Here is a 24,418-nt window from a genome sequence, read left to right as displayed (position 1 = left end):
CCGTCAGCGGTTCAAGCGGTTATACATGGCAATGGCATCGGGCACGTTCGGGTACATGGTCAGCCGTCCATCCGCCAGCACACCGCCACGGTCGCAATAGGTCGCGATCGTGCCCATCGAATGGGAGACCACGATCAGGCCGGCATTCCTACGCCTCTCGTCGAAAGCCTGCCGGCAGCGCAGTTGAAACTTGGCGTCGCCGACGGCCGTGATCTCGTCAATGAGGTAGACGTCGAACTCGATCGCCATCGACAAGCCGAAGGCCAGGCGGGCCGCCATGCCCGAGGAATAGGTCTTGATGGGGACGTCGAGATAGTCGCCGAGATCAGAGAAATCCTCCACGAAGCGAGCCGCCTTGGCGATATCGGCGCCATAAGCCCTGGCGACGAAATGTACGTTCTCGCGGCCCGACATAGCAGGATGAAAGCCTCCCCCAAACCCGATCGGCCAGGATATTCGGACGGATCGACGGATCTTGCCGCCATTAGGCATTTCCGTACCGGAGATCAAACGCAACAAAGTGGATTTCCCGGCCCCATTCACTCCCATCAGGCCATAGGAATAGGACGTATCGAAGATCATGGAGACGCGGTCGAGGATCATCTTTCGATGCTTCTCGACCTTGTAATACTTCGTCACATTGTTGAGTTGAATCATGTCGACCGAAGAACTGCCATCTTGGATTGACGCCCCATCCCTCGCGGACGACGGCACCATATCAGGTTCACGCTCAATTCACTATTCAAATGGCCAGGCACAGTATCAACGCGACCGTTCGAGGGCCGGCAGGACATGCGACAAAGCTTCTTTGTACCTTTCCTTGCTATGCTCTGATTGCAGCCTATCGCAGCTGCCTTGCCGGAGACGCTGCCACAGGTCTTCGGAACGGTAGAGCCGGACGATCGCTGCGGCGAAGCCCTCGGCATCGTCCACCGGCACGGCGAGCACTTCCTGTTCATGCTTCCAGCCGAGCTGAGCTGCCAGCAGATCGGTGATCACCGTGGGTACACCGAAGGAAGCTGCTTCGTAGACCTTGTAGGGCGTCCCCGCGGCAAAGCGCGTCGGTGCGATGGCGATGCGGCAGGCATCGTAGATCGGAGTGAGATCGGCCACAGGTCCATGCCAGGTGACCCGGCTATGCGCCAGGAAACGGTCGAGAGCCAAGCCCGGAGCGACGTAGCCGACCAGATTGAGCCGGGTTTCCCAGCCGAGTTCCGCCTCGACACGCGGCAGGATTTCCTCGATGAACCAGTTCAATGAATCGTAGTTGGGCGTGTTCTCGGCATAGAGGCTGCCGACGAAGACCAGGCCATCCCGGTCCTGGAAGTTGCGGAGGGTCGGGGTCACGGGCCGATAGGTCCCCACGACCCTGGCATGGGGGAAGCCGAATTTGTGCAATACTTCGGCTTCGGACGGGCTGACCGTGATGATCTCCTGGCAGAAATGCCCATGCTGGAATTCACGCGCCATGGCCTCGCCGAGATCGAAGGGTCTGTTTTCCCGCTTGGCCTGCAATTCCTCTCGAAGCGAAAATATCGCCTCCGTATCGAGGATGACGCTCGTCTTGTTCGGATTCAAATTGAGATCCTCAAGATATCCGTAAAGAAAATTCAGATTGTGTGCCCGACAAATCCAGATGCAATCGAAATAACTCTTTCTATCATGAATGAATTTATTGAAATCATGATGATTGAGATCGTGGATTATCTCGACGTTGTCAGGAAAATCCGCATAGATTTCGGTAAGTGGCGCTGCCGTGCCATGCACCGGGAATACCGTGACCTGATAACCCGCCTCCGCCATCACGCGGATGAGGTCATTACTGCGTACCGCACCGGCTCCGAGGCTGCGCAACGGTATATAGTCTTCGATATAGAGGATCTTCGACTGGATCCTGCCGGCGAAACGTGCCTCCAGTAGTGCCTCCGGCGTGTTCGGAAAGCGATGCTTCAAAGCCTGGAAATGCTTGGCGTGGAAGGCCTTCTGGTTCCTGTGCATCAGCCCGAACGCCGCGCCCGAGTCGCGCGAGCTGCCATATTCGTAATGGTAGACCACCACATTCGGATCGTAGACGACGCGGTAGCCTTCCTTCCACACCTGCAGACAGAGGTCGGCATCCTCGTAATAGGCCGGAGCGAATTGCGGATCGAAGCCTCCGATCTCTGCAATTAGATCGGCACGCGTCATCAGGAAGACCCCGGAGACGAAATCCACGTCGCGCACGAAATTCGCTTCCGGGCTGAGCGGGGCCCAGTCCCGCATATAGCCGTTCGTCTTGCCGTCCCGCCAGATGATGCAGCCGGCTTCCTGCAACTTTTCATTGGTGCGGATCACCTTCGCGCCGACCACGCCGATCTGCGGATCGGCCTCCAGCCGCGCCATGGCTGCGGCGATCGCCCCGGTCGACAGCTTCACATCATTGTTCAGGAACAGGATGAAGGGGGCATTCGCGTGCAGCAGCGCGCTGTTGCACGCGTGAATGAAGCCGACATTGGTCTCGAAACGCATATGCACCATGCCCGTGACATAGCGCTGGATCTGTTTGACCTCGTCGGTCGAGCCTGAATCCACCAGAATGAGCTGCAGGGCGCCGGCATAATTGTCGCGCAGCGAAGCCAGCGTCATCAATGTCATGGCCAGATGGTTGTGCACCACCACGATGACACAGACATCGGCGCGGCCGTCGACGGTGAAGTCGATCGGCCGGCGCGCATGTTGGGGGGCCATGTTCTCGGCATGGCTGAGGAACAGAGCGCGGGCCTGCTTCTCCGGCACGTCGATGGGGGCTCCGGTCGGCGCGAAGGGCAGCCCTTTCAGGAGGCCGACGGTAAGGAGATGGGCGAAGGGATCGACGACCTTGGCAAGCTCGGCATTCACAACCACGCTGGAGCGGCGGGCCCAGTAATATTGCAGATTGATATAGTTGGTGGGATTGCGCAGCTCATGCTGGCCATAGCGCAGGAAATGCAGATAGGCGTTACGGAACCACTTGCCCCTGCCGATGACCTTCTCGATATCCCCGTAGCGTTCGATGTAAAACCGTTCGCGGAAATGTTCGAGCGGATCGAAGGCGGAAGGATCTGGGTTCGACAAATAGTGATGCAGCGCGCATTTGAACCGCTGCTCTGCAACGGCCTGTTCGACGTCGGGATAATGCAGATAATACCAGGCAGCGTCGAAATAGGGGGACGTGGTGACATCCCCCCTGCCCTCGTCGATCCACGCCAGATAATGCTGAAACGCTGCCACGCCATGCGGCACAGGATGGCCGACATTGTCGGCCATGTGACGGCGATAGATTTGTGGCGAGAACAGCAGATGGGCCTGTCGGCCTTCCTGCGCTCCCCTCTTCAGATAATGGTCATAGAGATTGGTGAAGCCCCCCTTGATCAGGGCGGCATCGGTCAAATCCGCGTGAAGCTGGCGGTAAAAGCCTGGTTCGAACAGCCAATGGGCCGAGCGCTCGCTGCGCCCGCTCTGGCAATAATGCTCGAAACCACAAGTGATCCGCCCCTCGGCGATCTCCTGGGCCACCTGATCGTACTCGGAAACGTAGAAAGCCTCGTCGAAGTAACGATTGGGCGAATGCCCGAGCTTCATACCCTGGGTGAGATAGAACTCCAGCGGATCCGCTTCTTCGGCCGCAATGGGATAGGTTCGCCGATACCAATCCGGGTCGAACCGGCCCCATAGCGGCCCGCCTCCGTCAGCCGAACCCGTGAGCGTCTCCAGAACCACCCCTTCCAACGCCTTCCACTCCCCCAATACCCGACCGCGCTAGAGCACAACGCATCTCGGAAAAACGCCATTCTTCTACAACTATTTGTTTTTTCTTGTATTTTCTGCTTCTCGCGACATCATCGGGTGCCACCTCCCTTGGTGTTGCCAAAGTCGGCAAAGAAGGTCTTGCGCTTGCCCTTCAGCCAATCGCGATCCTCCTGGCTGGCATCCTCGTCTTCCACGAAGTCTCCGGTCATGAAATAGGGCCAGGGCTGCTGTTCGGGCGGGCGCTTGAGAATATCGCGATAGATCGCGATCAGATCGCGCGCTTGGTCCGCGGCACTCCGGGGCTTCACGGCCAGAGCCGGCGGCGAATCGAGATAGCGCTCGGGAGAAGCGTTGATCTCCTCGAGCGTACTCAACAACGGTTCTATCGTGGCGACGTCGAGCACCCAGCCATTGATGCCATGCTCGATGCCTTCTCCGATCGCGCCGCGATCGGAGGCGATCACCCACAGGCCGGCGGCCGTGGCCTCGCGCGAGACCAGGCCGAAGCTTTCGGGCCAGACCGACGGCACGAGCAGGACATCCTGCTGGGCGTAGAGCGTGTGCATGTCTTCCTGCTTGGTCTTGCCGACGAAGCGCACCAGCGTCTCGCCCCAGCGGGTTTCCAGCACCGGACCTCCGAAACGCTGATGATCGACGATCGTCAGTTCGAGATTGGCAAAACGGCCCTGTTTGAAGACAGCCTGCACGAGATGAAACCCCTTATGATGGGTTTCGCCACTGACCTGGACCAGGCGTATCTTGCCATTGGGGGAGCGGGTCTTCCTGACGCGCTCCATCGCCGGCACACCATTGGGTACCGAGCGCGTCGCCGGATAACCGGAGCGATGCATGATCTCGGTGAAGGCATCCGAGACCCCCAGAATGGCGGCGGAGCGTTCGAGCAGGATGCGCAGGCGGCGGCGGCGTTCGAGCGAACGACCGATCGACTTGCCGAAGGGAGGCTTCGAGGGCAGCGCCTCTTCCGGCTCGACCGGCGCGCCGGTGATATCGGTCAGGAAATTGTAATCCGACACCCACCAACCGTCGTGGATGGTGTTGATATAGGGCACGCCCGCCCGGATGCAGGCCGTCATCAGGGAGGCACTCCCTCGCTGGGGGGAATGGATGTGCACCAGATCGGGTCGCCAGAACTCCAGCACACGGGCAAAAAGCTCGCCATAGCGCTCGTTGAAGGGGCGCCATTCCTGGATGTCCTCGATCGGGGAATTGGCCCGGAAGACCGGGATGCCCTTATAGTTCTCGACCCGGAGCTGATAGGCCTTGCGATTGTCATTGTCCGACGTCATCACCGCAAAATCGCATTCGGTGGCGAAGTTCGAGCCAATGAAGCTGTCGATATTGTCGCGAATGACACGCGTCGAACCGCCAATGGTCTGCGGCGGGAAGAAGATGTTGAAGAACAAGATCCGTTTCTTGCGCCTGGAGACCTGCAGCCTGGTATCGCTGCGCGTGAAGGCTGGTGCCAGCAACTCCTTGAAGCGCTCGGCGTTGCGTTCGAGGCTGTGGAAATTCACGGCCTTGGCGCGCGCGGCCTCGGCCATGGCCTGGCGGCGTTCGGGGGAGCGGATCAGCGTCTCGAGCGCTGTCTCCCAATCCTCCGATGTATGGGCGAGAAAGGCGTCGACACCGTCTTCGAGCACTTCCTCGTAGCGATGGGTGGCACTGACCACCGAAGGCACGTTGAAGGCGGCCGCCTCCAGCCATTTGATCTCGCTCTTGCAGTTCGTGGTCGGCGCGGGCACGAGCACGGCCATGTTGATGTCGGCCTCGGCCAGCAGCGACCAATAGGACTGCACATCCTTGGTCCATTCGAGCTGGGTGATGCGGTCCCGCATCGCATCGAAACGCTGGTCGAGCGAAAGATAGCCCACCACCATCAGACGCACATTGGCGTGGCGTTCCATGAGGTGCAGCAATGGTCCCCCGACGAGATCGAGGAAGTCGCTGTTGTGGGCCTTGGTGCCCGAGCCGTAGAACAGCACGACATCGTCATTGCGGCGCACGCGTGGAATGTGTTGCTGGAAATGGTCGGCGTCATGACTGTCGATGCCGTTGGGCAGCACGAAGCAACGGCCGGTGCGCACCAGCTTTTCCATGTAGCCAGCGAGCAGGGTCGTCGAGGCGATGCCGTAATCGCACATGGCAAGGGCCGCCCGGAACAAGGGCACTCCCATCTGCAGCGAATGATAGAAATTCTTGCTGACCGAAGCGCCATAGGTCTCGATCGGCTCGGGATAATGGGTGCCGTCGAAAATCAGGTCATCGATGTCGTAATAGCTGGGAATGCCGAGTGCCCGGCAGATCGAGATGGCGCGGATGTTCGACGGCAGGGCGGGCAAGCGATAGAAGATGGCCGCACTGGCGCCCGGCATGGCCGTGATGAACTCGTCGACTTCCGCCTGGGTGTAGACCTCCAGCTTGAGGCCGGCCACCTTGGCGATCTCGATCTTCTGGGTGACGCGATATTGCGTGCATTGCCGTAAATCGACATTGGCCAGCATGACGATACGCTGATCGGGCGTCGCCGGCAGCGGCGGGCCGGGCGGATCGAAGGTGTTCCACCAGCTTGCGATATCGGCGACCACCTTGGCCATGACATCGTCAGCCTCCTGACGACGCTCCTTGGCATAGAGCTCCTCGGCCGCCATCCAGGCTTCCCGGAATGCGGCGTCGATGGTCAGGCGCAATGCCTCGCGCCACCGAATGTCACCGCCGGAAGCCGTCCTGGTCTGGAGAAGCACCTCCACAGCCTGCTCCGGCTCGCGAATCTTCAGGGCGGCCTCGATGGCCTTGACGGCGGTCTTGACCTGGATCGAGCCAGCATCGATGGCCTGGCGATAGAGGGTCAGCGCCTCTTGCCAATTTTCCCGCGCGGCCAGGCAATCGGCCCAACGCTCCCGCTCCGCCAGGCCGAGCGGGTTCTTGCGGTCGACGAAGGCATAGAGGCTCGCCGCGCGGTCGGGATTTCGCGTCTTCAAGGCACCCGCCAATGCCAGCAGGAAGTCCGGCCCGCCGCTCGGCCCGAGGGGAATCTCGTGGGCCGGGATCGCATCGTTGACGGTGAGATGATAGAGCAGGTCCCAGCGATGCCTTGGCGTCACGCCAGGCCGGCTGCCATAGGCCCGCCAGTCGAACCCGGCAGGATATTCGAGCAGCGCCAGGCCATGCAGCTTGAGATGTTCGGCAGCATTGCCGGGCACCTTCGCTTTCAGTCCGGTAAACAGCCAATATTGATAGAGTTCGGCTGGCGTCTTGCCGGTCTGGGCCGGATTGGCATCGGCAAAATAGACCGGATCGAAGGCATGTGCGAAGGAGATCGGCGCCAGGCGCTCGAACCCTTCACGGATCATCGCCTGCAGGGCCTCCTGCTTGTTGGCGACCTCCCCGACCCAGCGCGAGTTCAGGAGGTTGAACTCCTCCAGATTGAGAAAACGCAGCCAATATCCATCCTGCAGCCCCTCGCGTTGCGCGAGTTGATCCAGGGTGGCAACCGCGCCGGCCGGTTTGCCGATGGACTGATAATGCTCGAGCAGGGCGTCGTTCGGCATCTGAACGCCCTTGAAATAGAGGGCGCGGTAGAGGTCGGCATCGAAGTGATAGGGAACCCGCCCTTCCTTGCGGCCATGCAACAGGAAATGCTTGGCCGCCGCATAGGACGAGCCGAGGGAGGCGAGATCCGGATAGCGGTCGAGATATTCCTTCCAGTCGAACAATTCCGGCAGCTTGCCATGTTCGGCTTCGAGCTCGGCAATGAACAGGCCGATGCCTTCCTCGCTATAGAGACGGCCTTCCGCCGCTCCATGACTGGCATAGTGTTTTTCGGCCCTGGCCTGCGAGAAGGATTGCAGATCGGTATGGGCGCCGACATAGACCTGCCAGTCGAAACCGGCGGGTAGATTGAGGTCCGGGTTGGCTTGTTGCCCTGACGGCACGAAATGGGGCGCCTTCATGATCGGCGCCAATTTTGTCCAGAAACGAGAGCTCTTGCCCATACTACACCGGTATTCGTAACACGCTTTCAGTTCCGATCGCGGAGGCAGGTCAGTTCTCGTCCTGCAGCCGGGTCTCGGGCGGTAAAGACGCCCCGCCAAACGGCGGAACTTGGCCAAACGGCAAAACAATCATCCCTGGGCTGCTGGCTCCTGATTGGCATCTTCGTCGATACGTCGAACAGATTACTATCTGTTGACGATCGGCGTCGCCATGACAATGATATTTCGATCCAGCACGACATGTGGTTTGTGGATATAGTTTCACAGGAAATCATCAGCGCGAAAAAAAACTGTAGGAGATATGAATCTTTCCTGTTTTCCTCGTTCAGTTGCTGATCTTCACCGGATTGAAAACAAACATCAAGCGGTCCCAAGGATTGGATCGCGAGGTAAAAACTGTGGAAGAAAAACGCCGTATATCTCCAATACAGGAATGAATGTGTCATTCCTGCACTTCCACCGCATCCCGGCAAAACCTATTCCAACTAGGAATGACCCGCTACGCGGCCGCTCTCTTGTGGACTCATCCGTTAGTGACGCTGCGGTTCCCGCTCGATTCGACCCGGTAGACTGGCAATTTTGCGTGAAGGTGGATCTCGAGCAGGATCGGGGGAGAGCCGTCATAGTCCAGCAGGTCGGCTGGTATCAGGGCGTCCCCGTTCGACCAGCGCCACATGACCTCACCTTGACGCTCGCAGGCATAAAACCCTTGCTCCAGCCTGGGATGATCGAGCGCGATCTCGCGGAGGCCATGCGCGCCACGCAGGCATAGGCGCCCTATGGCCACGCCGAGCAGACGCTCGTCATCTCCGGGGGGTTCGGCACAGCCGGATCGCGAGACGAACCGTGCCTGTTTGAAACCCGGCGGCACGACAAAGGTGTGGATAGCGCCCTCGATCGACACGGGCCTGTATTCTCGCTCGTCGAACCGCAGGCGTAGAGCCGGATCGCCCACCATCCTGTGATCCGCCATATCGGCTTGCGGCAGGGAGTCCAGCATGAGCTTACTTTCCATGGCCGGGACGCAACAGGCAGGGTTCGGCGGGGGGCGGCGGTGACATCAACGCGTCCGGGCCGGACTCAGGCCAAATCTCGAATGTCGCCGCGCGAGACAGGCAGGAAGGCGGGAGCGAATGCAACAGCTTCGCGAGACTGACCGACACCAAGCGATCCCTTCCGATGACAAGTGCCATTCCGTCCCTGGCGAGGCGCCGTCGACGCCGTGGCGCGAATACCTCTTTTGACTATACAATTGCACTTTCGGCTAATCCAGACCCTTTCCTGGACGGCAGCCGACGATGACCAGCCTGATAGGGGAGGCTTTGTCCAGAAAGGCCGGCAGGCGCTTTCAGCCAAGATAGAATTTGAAAAATCAAGATCTAGGGACGAATTCCGATGCAAGCAGATTCCTGCTGGCGTGGATGGCTCATCTGTCATCAGGTTCGTGCTGATTCGTCTGGCGTTCCAGCCATTTCTGTGCACTCAGCTTCCGGCTTGGGCTGAGCATGCGGTAGAGCGCAATGAGATCGGCCTCGTCCGGCGACAGGGTGGTCTCGATACGCTCCTCGGCGAGCCCGTTCAGCAAGGTGTCTTCACCGACACCCAGGGCCTGGCACAGACCGGCCAGATGCTTGTTGACACTGCCTTCTCTACCGGTTTCCCAAAAGGCGACGGCCGCGCGCGAAACCTCGACCGCGTCGGCAAGTTGCTGCTGGGTCATGCCGGCCGCCTGCCGCAATGCCCGGATCCGCTTTCCAAGTTCGGCGCTGGGCGAAACCTTCTGCCCCGCCTCGACGTCCTGATCCGCCAGTTCGGCCTGATTCTCGGCGATCCAGCGTCGGAATTCACTGCGGGAATGCGCATGCGGGGGGCTGTCGGCCGGCTCGGAACCCATGCGGTACAGCACCTTTCCCTTGAAGACGTCGACGATCACCCGCCGAGGGACACGGCGATTAGGAGACGTCCAAACCTGGCCAGGTTGCAGGATCGTGGCATAGCGCATGCCCCTGAAAAGCATGCCAGCCAGCCCTGTTCAAGGGCTGGCTGCTCTTGTCGTCGATATTGTCAGCCGTTCAGCACAGCATCCGCGGCGGCGTCACCGTCGACCACATAGGGCCCCGCAGCCAGGACCTGCAGGCCCAGCATGGCGATCGCGTTGGGCGCGCGCTCGCCGAGCGGCAGCATGGCATCGCCATCCGTCCAGCGGCGAGCCCCTTCCGGCACCGACCAGCCACGCAGATTGCGGGAGGTCAGATGGGTGTCGATCTCGCGGCGGACATTGCCGTCCTGCAGCGTGACGGCACCCACGAGCACGCCGAGGAAACGGCGGTCATCGACATAGGGTCCGATCGTGTCGGCCGGACGGCTGGCACGCGAGACGATGCGCACCGACCGCACATTCGAGGGGATCATGAACAGCGCCATGCCATCGGCTTCGCGAGCCTGGCGGATGATGCGGCCGCTCTCGGTGACCAGATGCAGATCGGCTTCGCGCGTCAGCACGGCCGGCTGCGACTGCAGCGGATCGTTGCGCAGGGCAGCCCGGGCCTCGATGGCGCGGAAGATCGGTTCGACGAAAGCGCGGTCGACGCAAAGCGGCGCCGCGGCATCAACAGCCCAGTCCTTGGCCTTGCCGGGGAACGGCACCACGCCATGCTGGTCGACGAAGTTCTTGCGATTGCCCGTGTCGAGATAGCTTTCCGAGAGCATGCCGTTGGCGTGGATGATGGCGTGCTCGGCCAGCTCGACATGGTAGTAGGCGTAAGTCTGGAGGGAGAGGTCGTAGAAAATGCTCCGGCCATTGACCAGCATGCGGACCGGTACCAGCCTGCCTTCGAAGAGGAAGCTGTGCTCGGCCGTGACCAGCAGATCCTGATAGGGCACGCCCTCGGCGATGGCATCCTTGAGAATACGCACCGGATATCCGCCCATGTCGAGGGAGCGGTTGGGATTGCTCATCACATGGCCCGAACCAATCCAGGTCACCGGACGCAGTTCATCCTTGCCGTTGATGGAAACGAAGACCTCGTCGCCGACCTGGATCTTCTCGATCGCAACTTCGCCAGTGGCCGTACGGATCAGGGTGCCAGCGAGGAAGCAGACGACGGCCTGGTCGGTGATGGTCAGGGTGCTGCCATTGGTGCCGACGGTCAGCGGGCCCGGATCGCCAGGCGTGTAGGTGCCGGTGTTGAGCGTCTGACCTGCGATATTGGCTTGAGCGATGATATTGCCGTTGGCATCGCGAACCACAATGCTCTGCCCACTTCCACTATTGGAAATCTGATAGGTGGCTGCCGCAGCCGAGGTGTTCTGGAACGCCAGATGGTTCAGGCCGTTATTCGTCGCAAAGCCGTTGATGGTCGTGCTGGACAGATCGATTAGCGCGCCACCGCCGTTGACGGTGAAAGTACCGCCGCCCGGGCCATAGTTGATCGTCGAACCGGTCAAGACGTTGGCAAGATTGCTGCCATTGGTAAAGCTGCCGCCGTCCGTCAGGTTGACTGTGGTGCCGCTCAACGCGTTCGCGACAATGCCATTGGCCATCGTCGCGCTGCCACCATCGACATTCACCACAAGACCGCTAAGAGCATTGACGCCCGAATTGATCGTGGCCGTACCGCCAACATAGACCGTGTTGGGGGTCAGGGTGGCCAGGCTGACGAGAATGCTAACATTACCCGTTACACCTGGCGGAATGACGTAGGTACTCCCAAGCAAAGCATTGGCAATGCTCGCGGTGCCGCCATTGGTCGTAACAATATTTCCTTCGGGAACATTGGTAAGCGTTGTCGTCCCGCTCGCTCCACCCGAAATCGCCACCTGGTCTAGAAAACCAGTTATTACATTTCCGCCAGTACGGGTAATGTCATAGCTGACACCGCCGGCGTTAGGTCCAAAAACAGCCATTCATTCCTCCTGTATCCCTCGGAATTCCGGCCTGTCCCCCACGGCCACCCCGTACTTCCGATGAGGTATCGTTTACGCCTTTTGGAATAGCACATAAAGTTTGCTTTCGGCAAACATAAATTAGCGCTGCCAACAGGACGATGGGCAAAACGCATTTCATCAACCCTGCTCAGCCGCCTTGTTCGACAGCCGCTTTGACCTGCCCGTAAATATCGAGGTCGGCCTCGAGCAGCACCTCGGTCTCCGGCAGCCTGCGCAACCGTTCCGACAGGGCCTGCACGGGTGGCAACAGGGGAGCGATCTGCACGGCGCCCTGCGGCATGCGCATGATCTGTTCGAGATCCTCGGCGAAGGCATGGGGACGTTCGCGGATACCGACCACTCCGGCAGTGGCGAGATTGGCGAGCGCCGTCGCCACGGCGCCGCGCGGCAACAGCCCCTCGAAGCTCTCGGCCGCGAGCTGGCGGGCGAGCGGATTGGATAGGATGGTAATCACCTCCCCCGGCATCTCGGCGAAGGCTCGGACCAATCCTTCCGCGTCCGTCTCCAGAGTGGCAACGAAATCGATGGCGGGCTTGAAGACGGAGAGATCACGCTGTCCCAGCAGGGCATCGCCATATTTCGGCACCAGCTTGAGCGCCATCAGCCGCTCGGCCAATTCGTAATAGGGATCGTGCAGCAAGGTCACCCAGGTAAAGCGTTCATAGATCAGCGCGTCATATTGCTTGAGGGTGAGCCGCCCGCTCACATAGAGCGAATGCGCGTGCTGCAGATGGAAGATCTGGGTTGCCGTCTCGGCCCCCAGCCGCTCGATGCCGCGGTGGAAATAGTTGAAATGCTGCTTGAGCGCGGCATCGAGCCCCCAGAGCGGAAACAGGTGGGTCTCCAGCCTGAACAACCGGTTGGGCAGGCCCTCGTCATCGAGATTGCGGCGATAGATCAGGATACCGCTTTCCTCGTCCACCACCTCGACATAGCGCAGGGCGCCGAGGCCGGGGACATTGGCGTTGTTGAGCAGGAAACCGCACAGGCCGTTGAGGTGGCGGCCCGCCGTCACCAGGGCCGGACGCGGCTCGCTGCAGCGGATTCGCGCCACCACCTGCCCGGCAACGAGGACGTGCAGGATCGGCGTCTTTTCGTAATCGTCCGGAACGACATAGCCGGTGATCTCACCGCCCTCGTCCGATTCGATATTGAACAGCATGACCTTGCCCGATTCCTGGAGCAAAGTGCGCTTAGACGGAAACGCTTGTTTGCTCTCACTCTTTGGTTCCAAGCCAATCCTACGGATTGGCGGGAGTCTCTTTGCGATTCTTGGCGATTACGCCAAATCGCGAAACGCTTTAAGCTGGGTTTTTCGGCCGCATTGGCTTCACCACAGCAGCGACTCCTCCTCGAGCACACGCAGCAGATATTTGCCGTAGCTGCTATTCTCGACTTTCTTGGCGAGGTGGCGCATCTGATCGGCGTCGATCCAGCCGCTCGAAAAGGCGATCTCCTCCGGGCAGGCCAGCCGCACGCCTTGCCTGTGCTCGAGAACGCGCACGAATTCGGCGGCCTGCAGCAGGCTGTCGGGCGTGCCGGTATCGAGCCAGGCATAGCCTCGCCGCATGCGCTCCACATGCAGGTTGCCGCGCTCCATATAGATGCGGTTGATGTCGGTGATCTCGTATTCGCCGCGCGCCGAGGGCTTGATGGTCCGGGCGATGTCGACCACCTCGGCATCGTAGAAATAGAGCCCCGTCACTGCCCAGTTGGATCTGGGCTGCTTGGGCTTCTCCTCGATCGAGGTCGCCACCGCATTCTCGTCGAAGCCGACTACGCCATAGCGTTCGGGATCGGTGACGTGATAGGCGAACACCGTGGCGCCCTTCTGGCGGGAGACGGCCGAGCGCATCAGGCCGGGCAGGCCGGCACCATAGAACAGGTTGTCGCCCAGGATCAGCGCCGAGGGCTGCCCGTCGACGAAGTCGGCCCCGATGACGAAGGCCTGGGCCAGGCCGTCCGGACGCGGCTGTTCGGCATAGCTCAGCTTCAGGCCCCACTGCGTGCCATCGCCGAGCATTTTGCGGAACAGCGGCAGATCATGCGGCGTGGAGATCAGCAGGATTTCACGAATACCCGCCTGCATGAAGGTGCTGAGCGGGTAATAGATCATCGGCTTGTCGTAGATCGGCAGCAATTGCTTGGACGTGATGCTGGTCATCGGATAGAGCCGGGTGCCGCTGCCGCCGGCCAGAATGATACCACGCATGCTCAACAAATTCCTTGATCAAGGCCTCACGGACGGCCGATTGCGATAAACACGCCCTGGCATCAGGGCGAAGCAGAAGAGGATGAGCCGGTGCCGGCGCGCGCGCCCAGCAGGCGGGATACGCAGTCGCCGACCGAGGCGCGCCAGTCGGGCAGGACAATGCCGTAGCGCTCCTGCAGCTTGCCCGTATCCAGCCTGGAATCGGCGGGGCGGCGGGCCGGCGTGGGGTAATCCTTGGTGTCGATCCGCCGGACGCGGGCCGAGGGGCCGCCGGAGGATGCCGATGCCGCAAACACCGCCTCGGCGAGGTCGGCCCAACTTGCCTGTCCGCCGCCAGCGACATGGAACACGCCGAACAAGGGGGTGTCAGCCGCCTTCTCGTCCACGACCTTCTCGTCCAAGACCCGCCGGGCGATCCGCAGCAAGGTCTCGGCGAGATCAAGGGCATAAGTCGGGCTGCCGAGTTGGTCGGCCACGACGCCGACCTCGTCGCGCTCGCCGGCGAGCCGCAACATGGTCTTCACGAAATTCTGCCCATAGGGCGAATAGACCCATGAGGTGCGGCAGATGACATGGCGCGGATTGGCGGCGGCAACACGCAGCTCACCGTCATGCTTGGACGCGCCATAGGCGCCGAGCGGACAAACCCGATCCTCCTCGCGATAGGGATGCTGCCAACCGCCATCGAAGACATAATCGGTCGAGATATGCACAATCGGCACGCCGAGCCGCTGCGCGGCCTGCGCCACAAGCCCCGCACCGGCGGCATTGACCGCATGCGCCTTCTCCGGCTCGCTCTCGGCCCGGTCGACTGCCGTATAGGCGGCGGCGTTGATGATCACGTCCGCGCCCGTGCCAAGCAGCGCGGCCGAAACCGTCGCCGCCTCGCTCAGATCAAGTTGGGGACGGCCGAGACAGACGATATCCACGCCCGAAGACGCGCCGACGGCCCGCAGGGAGTGAGCGAGCTGCCCCTCCCTGCCCGTCACCACAATACGCATCGCGAAACCTCCTAAGCCGCTTCCTCTTGACCGGGCCATGGCACAATCGAGAGGAAGCCGCAGGATATTGAACATTTGCAGGGTTTCTCGATGAGGCTCATCCGCAGGCCTCATCGAGAAATCCTGCTTGGATCCGACTGCCAGCAGGCTCAGGCGCTGACGAGCCCCAGCCGTTCGCCGGCATAAACCCCCGAGCGGATCGGGCGCCACCACCAATCATTATCGAGATACCATTGCACCGTATGCCGAATGCCGGATTCGAAGGTCTCGACGGCTCGCCAGCCCAGATCCGTCTCGAGCTTGTCGGCATCGATGGCGTAGCGCTGGTCATGGCCCGGACGGTCGGGCACGAAGGCGATCAAATCCCGTCGCGGACGCGAGCCGCCGACAAGGCCATCCAGGACATCGCAGATGGTTTCGACGACACTCAGATTGCTACGCTCGCTACGCCCGCCGACATTATAGGTCTCCCCGGGCCGGCCCGTCCGCACGATCGTCCACAGGGCACGGGCGTGATCCTCCACGAAAAGCCAGTCACGCACATTGCTGCCATCGCCATAGACCGGCAAAGTGCGGCCCTCCAGCGCGTTGAGAATGACGAGCGGGATGAGCTTTTCGGGAAAGTGGTACGGCCCGTAATTGTTCGAGCAATTGGAGATCAGGACCGGCAAGCCATAGGTGCGCATCCAGGCCCGTGCGAGGTGATCGGACGCCGCCTTGCTGGCCGAATAGGGCGAGCTCGGATCATAGCGCGTGGTCTCGGTAAATAGGCCGTCGCTGCCGAGCGAGCCATAGACCTCATCGGTGGAGACATGCAGGAAGCGGAACGCGTCGCGGTCCCGACCCGAAAGCGTGCGCCAATAGGCACGGGCCGCTTCCAGCAGGGTATAAGTTCCCACGATATTGGTCTGGATGAAGTCGTCGGCTCCGGCGATCGAGCGGTCGACATGACTTTCGGCGGCCAGATGCATCACAGCGTTCGGGCGGAAAGACGCCATGACCGCGTCCAGCTTCAGCCTGTCGGTGATATCGCCGCGCATGAAGCGATAGTTTCGTGAGCCGGCTATCGAACGCAGCGAATGGGGATTGCCCGCATAAGTGAGCTTGTCGAAGTTGAGCACCTCGACATCCCCCTCGCCCGCCAGCAGACGCACCACAGCCGAACCAATGAAGCCTGCACCGCCTGTCACCAGAACACGCATCATGCGACGCCTTCCCGTTCATGATCGTAGAAAAAGCAATCCGGCAAATCCTTCAGGGCCGGCAGTTCGAGGTCCTTTGCCGAAAGGACCGGCCCCTGCGCCGGCACAGGCCAATCGATGGCAATGGCCGGATCGCTCCACAAAATGCCGCCGTCGTCGGCGGGGCTGTAGTAATTGGTCACCTTGTAGGCAACCAGCGTATCCGGCTCCAGCGTGCAATAGCCATGCGCGAAACCGACGGGCACCCAGAGCTGGTCACCGTCAGTGCCATCGAGACGAGCCGAAACATGCTTGCCATAGCTAGGCGAGCCCTTGCGAATATCGACAGCAACATCGAGTATCGCGCCCCGAATGACCCGGATCAACTTGCCCTGCGCCATCGGGGAGCGCTGGAAATGCAAGCCCCTCAGCGTACCGACTGCCCCGGATAGAGCCTCATTGTCCTGAACGAACTCGACATCAGCCACCTGCTGACGAAACGCGCGCGCATTGAAGACTTCCGAGAAATACCCACGCGCATCGCCGAAGCGCCTCGGGCGGACCCGCACCACTTCGGAAATGGACAAACGCTCGATGATCATCAAACTGGCACTCGTCAGAATTTATAATGTTTTATTTGAAATTCATTACAGGTGTCAAGTTTATATTTCTCGTTAATGTGAAAAATAAAGTAGAATATAATTACATTATCGAACGGCTCCGTATTAAATGCAAATCTAAATAAGACACAATATTACGTACAATATAAATAAATATATATGACTTCATAATGTTATGACTTAACTTAAGTATATTTCTTTGTAAAAATCAATAATTAAAATATAAAATTGTAATCTTCAGAGTTATATTTTGACTTCGCTATTTTTTAGGTCAGATTCATAAAAATTAATATATGATTTTTACAAAAAATCTCTACGCAATGCAAAAATGTTACTAATATGTACAATATATAGAAAAAAACATCGCGTTAATCAAATAAACCTTTAGGGAAATTTGCGATAATCCGAATATATGCACACTCCGCCCTGCAATTGCTCAAGTCACCGCCGGTGGATACCTCTTCAATCCCGCGGCCTTCCGACAAACTTCGCCAATTAATCAAGTATATTGAAGAAATGGGTCTTTCTGTTTCCGTTTTCAATTCAAGGCCTTAGGCCGCGCGTCGACCGAAACAGGCCCTGATCACCCGTGAGGAATAGAACGAATGAACCGCGGAAATCGCGTTCGGAAATCGGCCAACTCCTCTGCCCGTCCGAAGACGATTGCCTTCGCAAGAGCACAGCGGAGGAGCCGGATAACGCCATCACCGGTTCACGTAGCGCCCGAACCGCAAGGCCTTGCAGACGAAGCGGTCCGCCGCGGCAATCTCAATCCGCCAGCGGATGCAGGTCGCGCACCATCGACTTCACACGCTCGTCGAGGACATGGGTGTAGATCTGCGTGGTGGCGATATCGGCATGGCCGAGCATCATCTGTACGGAGCGAAGATCGGCGCCGTTCTGCAGGAGATGGCTGGCAAAGGCATGGCGCAATACATGCGGGCTGATGCGGTCGGCGCGAATGCCAGCGCTCGCCGCCAGCAGCTTCAATTCCCGCGCGAAATGCTGGCGCGTGAGATGGCCGCTCTCGCCGAAAGACGGGAACAGCCAAGGAGAGGCGCCGTCCCTGCCCGCCTCCGCGAGCAGGGCAAGATAGGCCCGCATGGCCCGCCGGGCAGCCTCGGTGAGCGGTACCAGCCTCTCCTTGGAGCCCTTGCCCACCACGCTCAGCATGTCGAGCCCGGGCCGGGCCGCGGTACGCTTGAGGCTGACCAGTTCCGAGACGCGCAGCCCGGAAGCATAGAGCGTCTCGAGCAAGGCGCTCATCCGCGCTGCCCGCAGACGCTCCGACAAAGGACGGGCGGCATCCTCGATCCCCTCGGCCGCCGCCGCCAGCAGGCGATCGACCTCCGCCTCATCCAGCACCTTGGGCAGGCTACGCCCCCGCTTGGGGCCGTCGAGCACACCGGTCGGATCGTCGGTACGAAAACCTTCGGCATAGAGGAATTTGTGCAATTGCCGGATCGCCGACAAATGACGGGCCAGGGTTGTCGCCTTGAAGCCGAGGTCCGTCAGGGCGGCAAGATGCGCCCGCGCCTCGTCGGCGCCGGCGGTGGCGATCGCCCCGCCCCGGCCCCGCAGGAAATCGCTGTAGTCGGTGAGATCGCGCCGATAGGCCTGCAGCGTATTGTCGGCGCCGCCACGCTCGGCGGACACCATGTCGAGGAAGGCATTGATCAGGCGGCTATCGCTGGCGGGCTTGGGCATGGCGTCAGCCTAAGCCCGCCGAGGTTAACAGCCGGAAAACCGCGCCGGCTATCGGCAGCTCAATAGCCTAGTGCCGCGCGCAGTTCCGCCTTGGCCGGCGCGAACTCGGCCTTGAAATCGTCCTGGCGCATGATGGTGACGGCGATCACCGAGCCGGATATGCGCCCCATCTCGATGTCAGAGGGGTAATGGATGCCGGCGACCAGGCGGCTATGGCCGTAGTCCCAGGCCCGCGCCATGATCTCGGCACGCTTCTCGGGAACCATGTCGGCGAGGACGATGCCCATCAGCGTGCCGAGGGTGGTGTGGCCCGAGGGATAGGCGCCCGAACTCGACATCTTCACCACCGGCTTTACGATGTCGCTCACCATATGCGGGCGCGGCCGGTTGAGGATCTTCTTGGCCGGATCGACGACGGCGGCTTCGGTTTCGACCACGCGATCGAAGAAAGCGGTGAATTTCGGCAGCTTGGCCTTGTCGAATTTAGGCCCGAACAGCTCGCCGGCAAAGCGCCAGACGGTCTCCTCGTCATCGGCCTTGGCATGGGCGACCATCTCCGGCGTACGCTCGACCTGGAGAGTGAGGATCTCGGCGAGCTCGGCCTTGGTCTTCGCCGAATCCTTGGCCGGCGGCGGCGGCAGGATGGTGACGAGATCGATGGTCTTGGCATCGGTGAAGGGCCTGGCATCTTCGGCATTCGCGGGAGCGAAAGCGGCCAGCGCCAACATGGCGGCGGCAGCGAGAATCGTGCGCATGGAGCACTCCTGTGCATGGGGCCGCGCCCGCATGGCAGCCGCCGATGACAGCAGGATGACGCTGCTTTGCGCCATTCAGAAATAGAGCGGGTGGTCTTCGAGAGCCAAGGCGATCACCCGAAGCGAGGCCGCGGCCTGCAGGTGGGCATTCGGGCTGGTTTCCTTGACGATGACGGCGGCAAGTTCCCTCAGTGCCCCGATCATGTCGCGCAGCAGCTTGGCATGCGGGATGCGGATGGCCAGGAGGCGGGCGAGCCGCACCAGCATCTCCGAGACGGCGGCGGCATGGTCGGGCTCGATCTGGCCCTCGCGCAGAAAGCGGCGCAGACGCAGGATTTCCAGCCCCATGGTCACGGCGGCCAGGCTCCCGTCCAGCACATATTGGCCCTTGCTGCCCACCCGCTCCAGCGGCGCCATCAGCTGGTTGATGCGGTCATAGGCCAGACTCTCGAAAGCCGAGGGCTTGGGCAGGCGCTCATGCAGGCAAAGCCGGGTGAGATCGGCCCGGAAGGCCTCCACCACCCGCTCGACCACGCTTTGCGGCCGGCGGGGCAGCACCACCGCGAACACGGCAAGGCTGAGCAGCCCGCCGCCGAGCACCGCGACCGCCGCATTCAGGAAAAGCCAGGGCTCGGCCACCATCGGCTGGCGCGGATTGAGAAAGAGCAGGAAATTGATGGCGAAGGCGGTGGCGATCGGCGTGAAGCGCGGATTGGCCATGCCCAGCGCCGCCGGCAGCAGCACCAGACCGATCAGCGTCAGCAGCCAGGGGAGCCCCGGCAGATGCGGCAGCATGAGCTGACCGACCAGGAAGGCGGCCGGCACCGAATAGGCAGTACCCTTGAGGAAGTCCCAGGCCGAGCGCAGCGGATTGGGCATGGTGGCGAACAGGCTCGACATCACCGCCACCATCACAGCTGCGCCGGCAAGATCGGCCCAGCGCGTGGCGATCCAATAGGCTGTGACGATAGTGGTGGCAATCGCCGCCCTGACGGCATTGACGACCGCCACCTCGGTGTCGCGATCGATGGTGAGGGCCGGCAGCTTCCACTGACCGGGCGGATCGGGCGCGCGCAACCGCAGGGCGGCCAGCCCCTCCAGCACCATGCGGATAGCCGTAAGGAACTCGATCAGCAGGGTGATGCGTGCCGCTGCCGCCGCACGGTCTTCATGCGGCTGCAGCTGCGCGCCGCGCATCGCCTCGGCCTCCCGGCAGAATTCCTCGATCTGCCGCCGCCAGGGGCGGACGTCCTGGGTGAGCCAGTCGCCCTGGGCGATGCCGTCCAGCATGGTCCTGATGCGGTTGAGCAGCGGGCGCCAGCTCGAATCCGGGGCGCTGGCGTGGGCAAGCAGCGTGTGCACGGCCGAAATGGCCGAGAGCATGTGGCCGATCGTGTGCCGCGCCATGCGGCCATGCGTCACCAGGCTCGGTGCCTCCAGGCGCGCATAGGCACGCATGCCGGCCAGCGCCTCGATATCGACGATCAGACGCTGGTAGCGGGCGTCGAGTTCAGCCTTGGCCGTGCCGCCGATGGCGCCCGCACCATAGAGCGCGATCTCCCTCAGGCTTGCTCCCGCCCGTTCGACCAGCAGGTCGCGGGCAAGCTGGGGCAGCAGCAGGCGGCTCGCCAGCCCCGCGCAAACGATGCCGAGCATGATCTCGATGCAGCGGGCTGCGGCCAGTTCACCAACGAGATGGGGATTGTCGAAAGCCGGCAGTCCGATGATGGCGGCGGTGTAGCCGGCCAACACCGCCCCGTAGGATTCGGGATTGCGCAGCATGGAGGCTACGAAGGTGCACAGGCCGATCCACACCGCCAGCATGGCCAGGAAAAGCAGATGCTCGCTGCCGGTGAGCTTGACCATCGCCACCGAGGCGAGCGCGCCGATCAGCGTGCCGGCCAGCCGGAACAGGCCCTTGGCGAGCACCATGCCCGCGACGGGCTGGCTGACGATATAGACCGTCATCATCGCCCATTGCGGTTGCTCCAGCCCGAGCGCATAGGCGATCGCCAGGGCGAGGAGCCCGATGGCGGTGGTACGGAATGCAAAGATCCAGTCGGCCCGCGGTGGCAGGACCAGATGCGGCAGGCGGGACGACAGGCGCGCGGGAAGCAAGGTCGGGCGAGACATCAGACCGGCCATACAGGGTTTGTCGCTGATTTGGTACCGGATCATGACGCGAGATCATGAAGGGCATCCTACGCCGAGGCGGCTATGCTCGGAGCGGCAGCATAGGAAACAATCGTTTCCGAATCCCTCCTCGCCTCACCAGATCCCGGGCAGCATGCGATAGCGCACGCGCTCGGCGTAGTCGGCATAGCCTGGCAGGCCGCCCATCAGCGTGTGCTCCTCGATGCGGGAGCGGATCGCGAACGCCAGGAAGAAAACCGGCATCATGGCAAGGCCCCACCAGGAGCCGATCAGCAGCGGCGTGCCGATGAAATAGAGCATGACGCCGGCATACATGGGATGGCGGATGACGGCGTAGGGGCCCGTCGAGATCACGTAATGGTGACGCTCGGCCTGTACCTTGACCACTGGTGCGGCGAAGGAATTTTCGCGAAACACCCACATGATGAAGAGCGTCGAGGCCAGATAGAGCACCAGCCCGATGCCCTGGAGCAGGACGGGCATGGTGGAGGCCTGCAGGCGCCGGTCGAGCCCGATGACCACGAACCAGGTCATGGCACCACGAGGAAAACCCGCATGAACCATTTGTCCGCGCTGGGCTGCTCGGGCGCTTTCAGCCGCATACGTTCGGCCAGCAGACCGGGATCGGTCCTGGCAAGCCACAGGCCGGAGGCGAGGCCGACAATGAGGGAAACGACCAGGTAAAACCAGGCCGAAGCCCAGTGCAGCGTGCCGGCCGAGAGGAACAGCACCAGGGCCATGATGCCGACGAACACCAGATTGTGCAGGACCAGTTTGACGATCATGGGCACCGTCCCCATTGGGTGGCGCCATCATCCCGCACGTCTTGGGCAAAAATGCAGTTGTCCGAACACGAAGCCTGAACGGGAAAGCCTGGCCGCCGATCACGAGCGCCGCCTTTGTGCGGGACTGCCTTCCGCCTGCCTATGCCTACGGCTTGCTGCCCATGCTAGGGCTTGGCCGGCTCCTTTGGAGGCTCCAGGTTCTTGAGCGGCACATCCTGGCTCATCGGCCGTGTCGCCGGCTTCACATAGGTGCCCAGCACATAGACGAGGCCGAAACCGGTCAACCCCAGCAACAAGAGAATGAGAAGGAAGCGGAAGAGGCTGGGCATGAGGATCCTGGACGCAACGGTGCCAGGATAATGCGCGATTCAGGGCAGCGCCATCGCGTTGTGCCGTCCGCGCGCCCGTGAGGCTCTTGCATCGAGGCCCCTCTCCGGTTCATTAGAACGATGAACTTGTTGATGCAGGACGATATGAGCGGCTTTGCGACACCTCCTGTCCCGGCCGAACGCGAGAGGAAAGTGGCGGAGGCCCTCGCGGGGCGGTCGGTCGTGCTGGTGGGTATGATGGGAGCAGGCAAGAGCGCTGTCGGCCGGCGCCTGGCGGGGCGGCTCGGCCTTGAATTCCGCGACGCCGACACCGAGATCGAAGAAGCCGCCCAGAAGACCATTTCGGAGATCTTCGCTGCGGATGGCGAGACCTTCTTCCGTGACAAGGAGCGGCGGGTCATTGCCCGGCTGCTGGCCTGCGAAACGCCGATTGTGCTGGCGACCGGCGGCGGCGCCTATATGAATGAGGAAACCCGCGCCCTCATTGCCAATTGCGGTGTTTCGATCTGGCTGAAGGCGGAACTCGATGTTTTGATGCGGCGCGTCCGTCGCAAGCCGACCCGCCCGCTCCTGCAGACGCCCGATCCGGAAGGCACGCTGAGGAAGCTGATCGAAGCGCGCTACCCCGTCTATGCCGGGGCCGATATCACCGTGCTCTCGCGCGACGTTGCCCAGGAGGCGGTGCTGGAAGATGTCGTTACCGCCCTCGAACACCATTTGTCGACCGAAAGATCGGATAGATCCGCATGAGCCAGCCCATCGTAGTTCCCGTCGCGCTGGGCGCGCGCTCCTATGAGATCGCCATCGGCCCGGGCCTGCTCGCCGAGGCCGGCCGACGTATCGCCGCCCTCGCACCCAAGGCGCGCCTCGCCATCGTCACCGATGCCAATGTCGCGGCCCTGCACCTGAAGACATTGGCTGACAGCCTCGATGCCACCGGGATCGCGCACCAGACCATCACGGTCACACCCGGCGAGGCGTCCAAGAGCTTCGCCACCTTCGCCGAGGTCTGCGAGGGCCTGATCGCCACCCGGGTCGAGCGCGGCGATCTCGTCGTCGCCTTCGGCGGCGGCGTGGTCGGGGATCTGGCCGGCTTTGCGGCGGCGGCAGTCCGGCGCGGCATGCGCTTCGTGCAGATCCCCACCAGCCTGCTGGCGCAGGTCGATTCCTCGGTGGGCGGCAAGACCGGCATCAATTCCCGCCACGGCAAGAACCTGGTCGGCGCCTTCCACCAGCCCAGCCTGGTGCTGGCAGACACGCAAGTGCTCGACACCCTGTCCAAGCGCGAGTTCCGCGCCGGCTATGCCGAAGTCGCCAAATATGGCCTGATCAACGACGCCCCCTTCTTCCATTGGCTCGAGGAGCATTGGCAGGAGGTGATGGCCGGCGGGCCGGCGCGCGAGAAGGCCATCGCCACCTCCTGCCGCGCCAAGGCAGGCATCGTCGCCCGCGACGAGACCGAGACTGGCGAGCGGGCCCTGCTCAATCTCGGCCACACTTTCGGCCACGCCCTGGAAGCGGTCACAGGGTATGATTCCGCCCGCCTCGTGCATGGTGAGGGCGTCTCGATCGGCATGGTGCTGGCGCATGAATTCTCGGCGCGGCTTGGCCTCTGCTCGCAGGAAACACCATCGCGCGTCGCGGCTCATCTCTCCGTCGCGGGCCTGCCCACCCGCATCGACCAGGTGCGGGGCGGGGTCGGCACGGCTGATGATCTGATGAACGCCATCCTGCAGGACAAGAAGGTCAAGCGCGGCAAGCTCACCTTCATTCTCACCCGCGGCATCGGCGAGAGCTTCATCGCCAATGATGTCGATCCCAGTGCCGTGACGGGCTTCCTGGCAGAGAAGCTCGCCGATGTTTAGAGGCTCCATACAAAGCCACTGCCGCCGGGTCATCCCGGACGCGGCGCAGCACGGGATGACGAAGAGCAGGCCTCTCGCAG

At 61.6% G+C, this 24,418-nt stretch carries 19 protein-coding genes; 2 read left to right on the top strand and 17 right to left on the bottom strand.

All coding sequences use genetic code 11. From position 1 onward, the window contains the following. Positions 1-3 precede the first annotated feature (3 nt). From ACN6KF_RS00805 to ACN6KF_RS00725, 17 genes are all read right to left on the bottom strand, one after another. The gene (locus ACN6KF_RS00805; RefSeq protein WP_434955000.1) at positions 4-657 is read right to left on the bottom strand and encodes an ABC transporter ATP-binding protein; all 654 of its coding nucleotides are present in this window, start codon (positions 655-657) and stop codon (positions 4-6) included. Between the two features lie 105 nt (positions 658-762). Next, positions 763-3,738: a glycosyltransferase gene (locus ACN6KF_RS00800; protein WP_434959583.1), complete on the bottom strand. Its 2,976-nt coding sequence runs from the start codon at positions 3,736-3,738 to the stop codon at positions 763-765. 119 nt (positions 3,739-3,857) lie between these two features. Continuing rightward, the gene (locus tag ACN6KF_RS00795; RefSeq protein WP_434954999.1) at positions 3,858-7,739 is read right to left on the bottom strand and encodes a glycosyltransferase; all 3,882 of its coding nucleotides are present in this window, start codon (positions 7,737-7,739) and stop codon (positions 3,858-3,860) included. A 565-nt stretch (positions 7,740-8,304) separates the two neighbouring features. Continuing rightward, positions 8,305-8,781, bottom strand: a complete 477-nt coding sequence (locus tag ACN6KF_RS00790) for a hypothetical protein (RefSeq protein ID WP_434954998.1) — start codon at positions 8,779-8,781, stop codon at positions 8,305-8,307. A 426-nt stretch (positions 8,782-9,207) separates the two neighbouring features. Further along, positions 9,208-9,714, bottom strand: a complete 507-nt coding sequence (locus ACN6KF_RS00785; RefSeq protein ID WP_434954997.1) for a helix-turn-helix domain-containing protein — start codon at positions 9,712-9,714, stop codon at positions 9,208-9,210. Between the two features lie 131 nt (positions 9,715-9,845). After that, positions 9,846-11,687, bottom strand: coding sequence for a Hint domain-containing protein (locus ACN6KF_RS00780; protein WP_434954996.1), 1,842 nt, complete (start codon positions 11,685-11,687; stop codon positions 9,846-9,848). Between the two features lie 169 nt (positions 11,688-11,856). Then, on the bottom strand, positions 11,857-12,891 hold the full coding sequence (locus ACN6KF_RS00775) for a hypothetical protein (protein ID WP_434954995.1): 1,035 nt from the start codon (positions 12,889-12,891) through the stop codon (positions 11,857-11,859). A gap of 168 nt (positions 12,892-13,059) precedes the next feature. Further along, entirely contained in the window at positions 13,060-13,941 is an 882-nt protein-coding gene (rfbA, locus tag ACN6KF_RS00770; protein WP_434954994.1) for a glucose-1-phosphate thymidylyltransferase RfbA, read from the bottom strand. Between the two features lie 62 nt (positions 13,942-14,003). Beyond that, entirely contained in the window at positions 14,004-14,942 is a 939-nt protein-coding gene (gene rfbD, locus ACN6KF_RS00765; protein ID WP_434954993.1) for a dTDP-4-dehydrorhamnose reductase, read from the bottom strand. Positions 14,943-15,091: 149 nt separating this feature from the next. Continuing rightward, positions 15,092-16,144, bottom strand: coding sequence for a dTDP-glucose 4,6-dehydratase (rfbB, locus tag ACN6KF_RS00760; RefSeq protein ID WP_434959582.1), 1,053 nt, complete (start codon positions 16,142-16,144; stop codon positions 15,092-15,094). Beyond that, the gene (gene rfbC, locus ACN6KF_RS00755) at positions 16,144-16,725 is read right to left on the bottom strand and encodes a dTDP-4-dehydrorhamnose 3,5-epimerase (RefSeq protein ID WP_434954992.1); all 582 of its coding nucleotides are present in this window, start codon (positions 16,723-16,725) and stop codon (positions 16,144-16,146) included. Before rfbC ends, rfbB begins: the two co-directional genes overlap by 1 nt. A gap of 786 nt (positions 16,726-17,511) precedes the next feature. Further along, the gene (locus tag ACN6KF_RS00750; RefSeq protein ID WP_434954991.1) at positions 17,512-18,450 is read right to left on the bottom strand and encodes a site-specific tyrosine recombinase XerD; all 939 of its coding nucleotides are present in this window, start codon (positions 18,448-18,450) and stop codon (positions 17,512-17,514) included. Between the two features lie 59 nt (positions 18,451-18,509). Further along, positions 18,510-19,205: an acid phosphatase gene (locus ACN6KF_RS00745; protein WP_434954990.1), complete on the bottom strand. Its 696-nt coding sequence runs from the start codon at positions 19,203-19,205 to the stop codon at positions 18,510-18,512. 75 nt (positions 19,206-19,280) lie between these two features. After that, the gene (locus tag ACN6KF_RS00740; protein ID WP_434954989.1) at positions 19,281-21,338 is read right to left on the bottom strand and encodes an FUSC family protein; all 2,058 of its coding nucleotides are present in this window, start codon (positions 21,336-21,338) and stop codon (positions 19,281-19,283) included. A 135-nt stretch (positions 21,339-21,473) separates the two neighbouring features. Further along, entirely contained in the window at positions 21,474-21,893 is a 420-nt protein-coding gene (locus tag ACN6KF_RS00735) for a methyltransferase family protein (RefSeq protein WP_434954988.1), read from the bottom strand. Next, a complete protein-coding gene (locus ACN6KF_RS00730) occupies positions 21,890-22,144 on the bottom strand; it encodes a hypothetical protein (RefSeq protein WP_434954987.1) in 255 nt (84 codons plus the stop codon). Before ACN6KF_RS00730 ends, ACN6KF_RS00735 begins: the two co-directional genes overlap by 4 nt. A gap of 164 nt (positions 22,145-22,308) precedes the next feature. Then, positions 22,309-22,473: a hypothetical protein gene (locus tag ACN6KF_RS00725; RefSeq protein WP_434954986.1), complete on the bottom strand. Its 165-nt coding sequence runs from the start codon at positions 22,471-22,473 to the stop codon at positions 22,309-22,311. A 132-nt stretch (positions 22,474-22,605) separates the two neighbouring features. On the opposite strand from ACN6KF_RS00725, the gene ACN6KF_RS00720 reads away from it, so the two are divergent. Together ACN6KF_RS00720 and aroB are read left to right on the top strand one after the other, a co-directional pair. Continuing rightward, positions 22,606-23,223 (top strand): shikimate kinase, encoded by a 618-nt coding sequence (locus ACN6KF_RS00720; RefSeq protein ID WP_434954985.1) that lies wholly within the window; start codon positions 22,606-22,608, stop codon positions 23,221-23,223. Continuing rightward, the gene (aroB, locus tag ACN6KF_RS00715) at positions 23,220-24,338 is read left to right on the top strand and encodes a 3-dehydroquinate synthase (RefSeq protein WP_434954984.1); all 1,119 of its coding nucleotides are present in this window, start codon (positions 23,220-23,222) and stop codon (positions 24,336-24,338) included. The genes ACN6KF_RS00720 and aroB overlap by 4 nt, the downstream gene beginning before the upstream one ends. Positions 24,339-24,418: the final 80 nt, after the last annotated feature.

Origin of the sequence: Labrys methylaminiphilus subsp. lupini, assembly GCF_051161885.1 — a bacterium.
In the GTDB taxonomy this organism is placed as follows: domain Bacteria; phylum Pseudomonadota; class Alphaproteobacteria; order Rhizobiales; family Labraceae; genus Labrys.
The sequence above is the reverse complement of the archived record's forward strand: the minus strand, read 5'-3'. Positions and strand labels throughout refer to the sequence as shown.

Coding starts and splice junctions, on each gene's coding strand:
- ACN6KF_RS00805 (WP_434955000.1), bottom strand. CDS start 657: ATGATTCAACTCAACAATGTGACGAAGTATTACAAGGTCGAGAAGCAT.
- ACN6KF_RS00795 (WP_434954999.1), bottom strand. CDS start 7,739: ATGAAGGCGCCCCATTTCGTGCCGTCAGGGCAACAAGCCAACCCGGAC.
- ACN6KF_RS00790 (WP_434954998.1), bottom strand. CDS start 8,781: ATGCTGGACTCCCTGCCGCAAGCCGATATGGCGGATCACAGGATGGTG.
- ACN6KF_RS00780 (WP_434954996.1), bottom strand. CDS start 11,687: ATGGCTGTTTTTGGACCTAACGCCGGCGGTGTCAGCTATGACATTACC.
- ACN6KF_RS00775 (WP_434954995.1), bottom strand. CDS start 12,891: ATGCTGTTCAATATCGAATCGGACGAGGGCGGTGAGATCACCGGCTAT.
- rfbA (WP_434954994.1), bottom strand. CDS start 13,941: ATGCGTGGTATCATTCTGGCCGGCGGCAGCGGCACCCGGCTCTATCCG.
- rfbD (WP_434954993.1), bottom strand. CDS start 14,942: ATGCGTATTGTGGTGACGGGCAGGGAGGGGCAGCTCGCTCACTCCCTG.
- rfbB (WP_434959582.1), bottom strand. CDS start 16,144: ATGCGTGTTCTGGTGACAGGCGGTGCAGGCTTCATTGGTTCGGCTGTG.
- rfbC (WP_434954992.1), bottom strand. CDS start 16,725: ATGATCATCGAGCGTTTGTCCATTTCCGAAGTGGTGCGGGTCCGCCCG.
- ACN6KF_RS00750 (WP_434954991.1), bottom strand. CDS start 18,450: ATGCCCAAGCCCGCCAGCGATAGCCGCCTGATCAATGCCTTCCTCGAC.
- ACN6KF_RS00745 (WP_434954990.1), bottom strand. CDS start 19,205: ATGCGCACGATTCTCGCTGCCGCCGCCATGTTGGCGCTGGCCGCTTTC.
- ACN6KF_RS00740 (WP_434954989.1), bottom strand. CDS start 21,338: ATGTCTCGCCCGACCTTGCTTCCCGCGCGCCTGTCGTCCCGCCTGCCG.
- ACN6KF_RS00735 (WP_434954988.1), bottom strand. CDS start 21,893: ATGACCTGGTTCGTGGTCATCGGGCTCGACCGGCGCCTGCAGGCCTCC.
- ACN6KF_RS00730 (WP_434954987.1), bottom strand. CDS start 22,144: ATGATCGTCAAACTGGTCCTGCACAATCTGGTGTTCGTCGGCATCATG.
- ACN6KF_RS00725 (WP_434954986.1), bottom strand. CDS start 22,473: ATGCCCAGCCTCTTCCGCTTCCTTCTCATTCTCTTGTTGCTGGGGTTG.
- ACN6KF_RS00720 (WP_434954985.1), top strand. CDS start 22,606: ATGCAGGACGATATGAGCGGCTTTGCGACACCTCCTGTCCCGGCCGAA.
- aroB (WP_434954984.1), top strand. CDS start 23,220: ATGAGCCAGCCCATCGTAGTTCCCGTCGCGCTGGGCGCGCGCTCCTAT.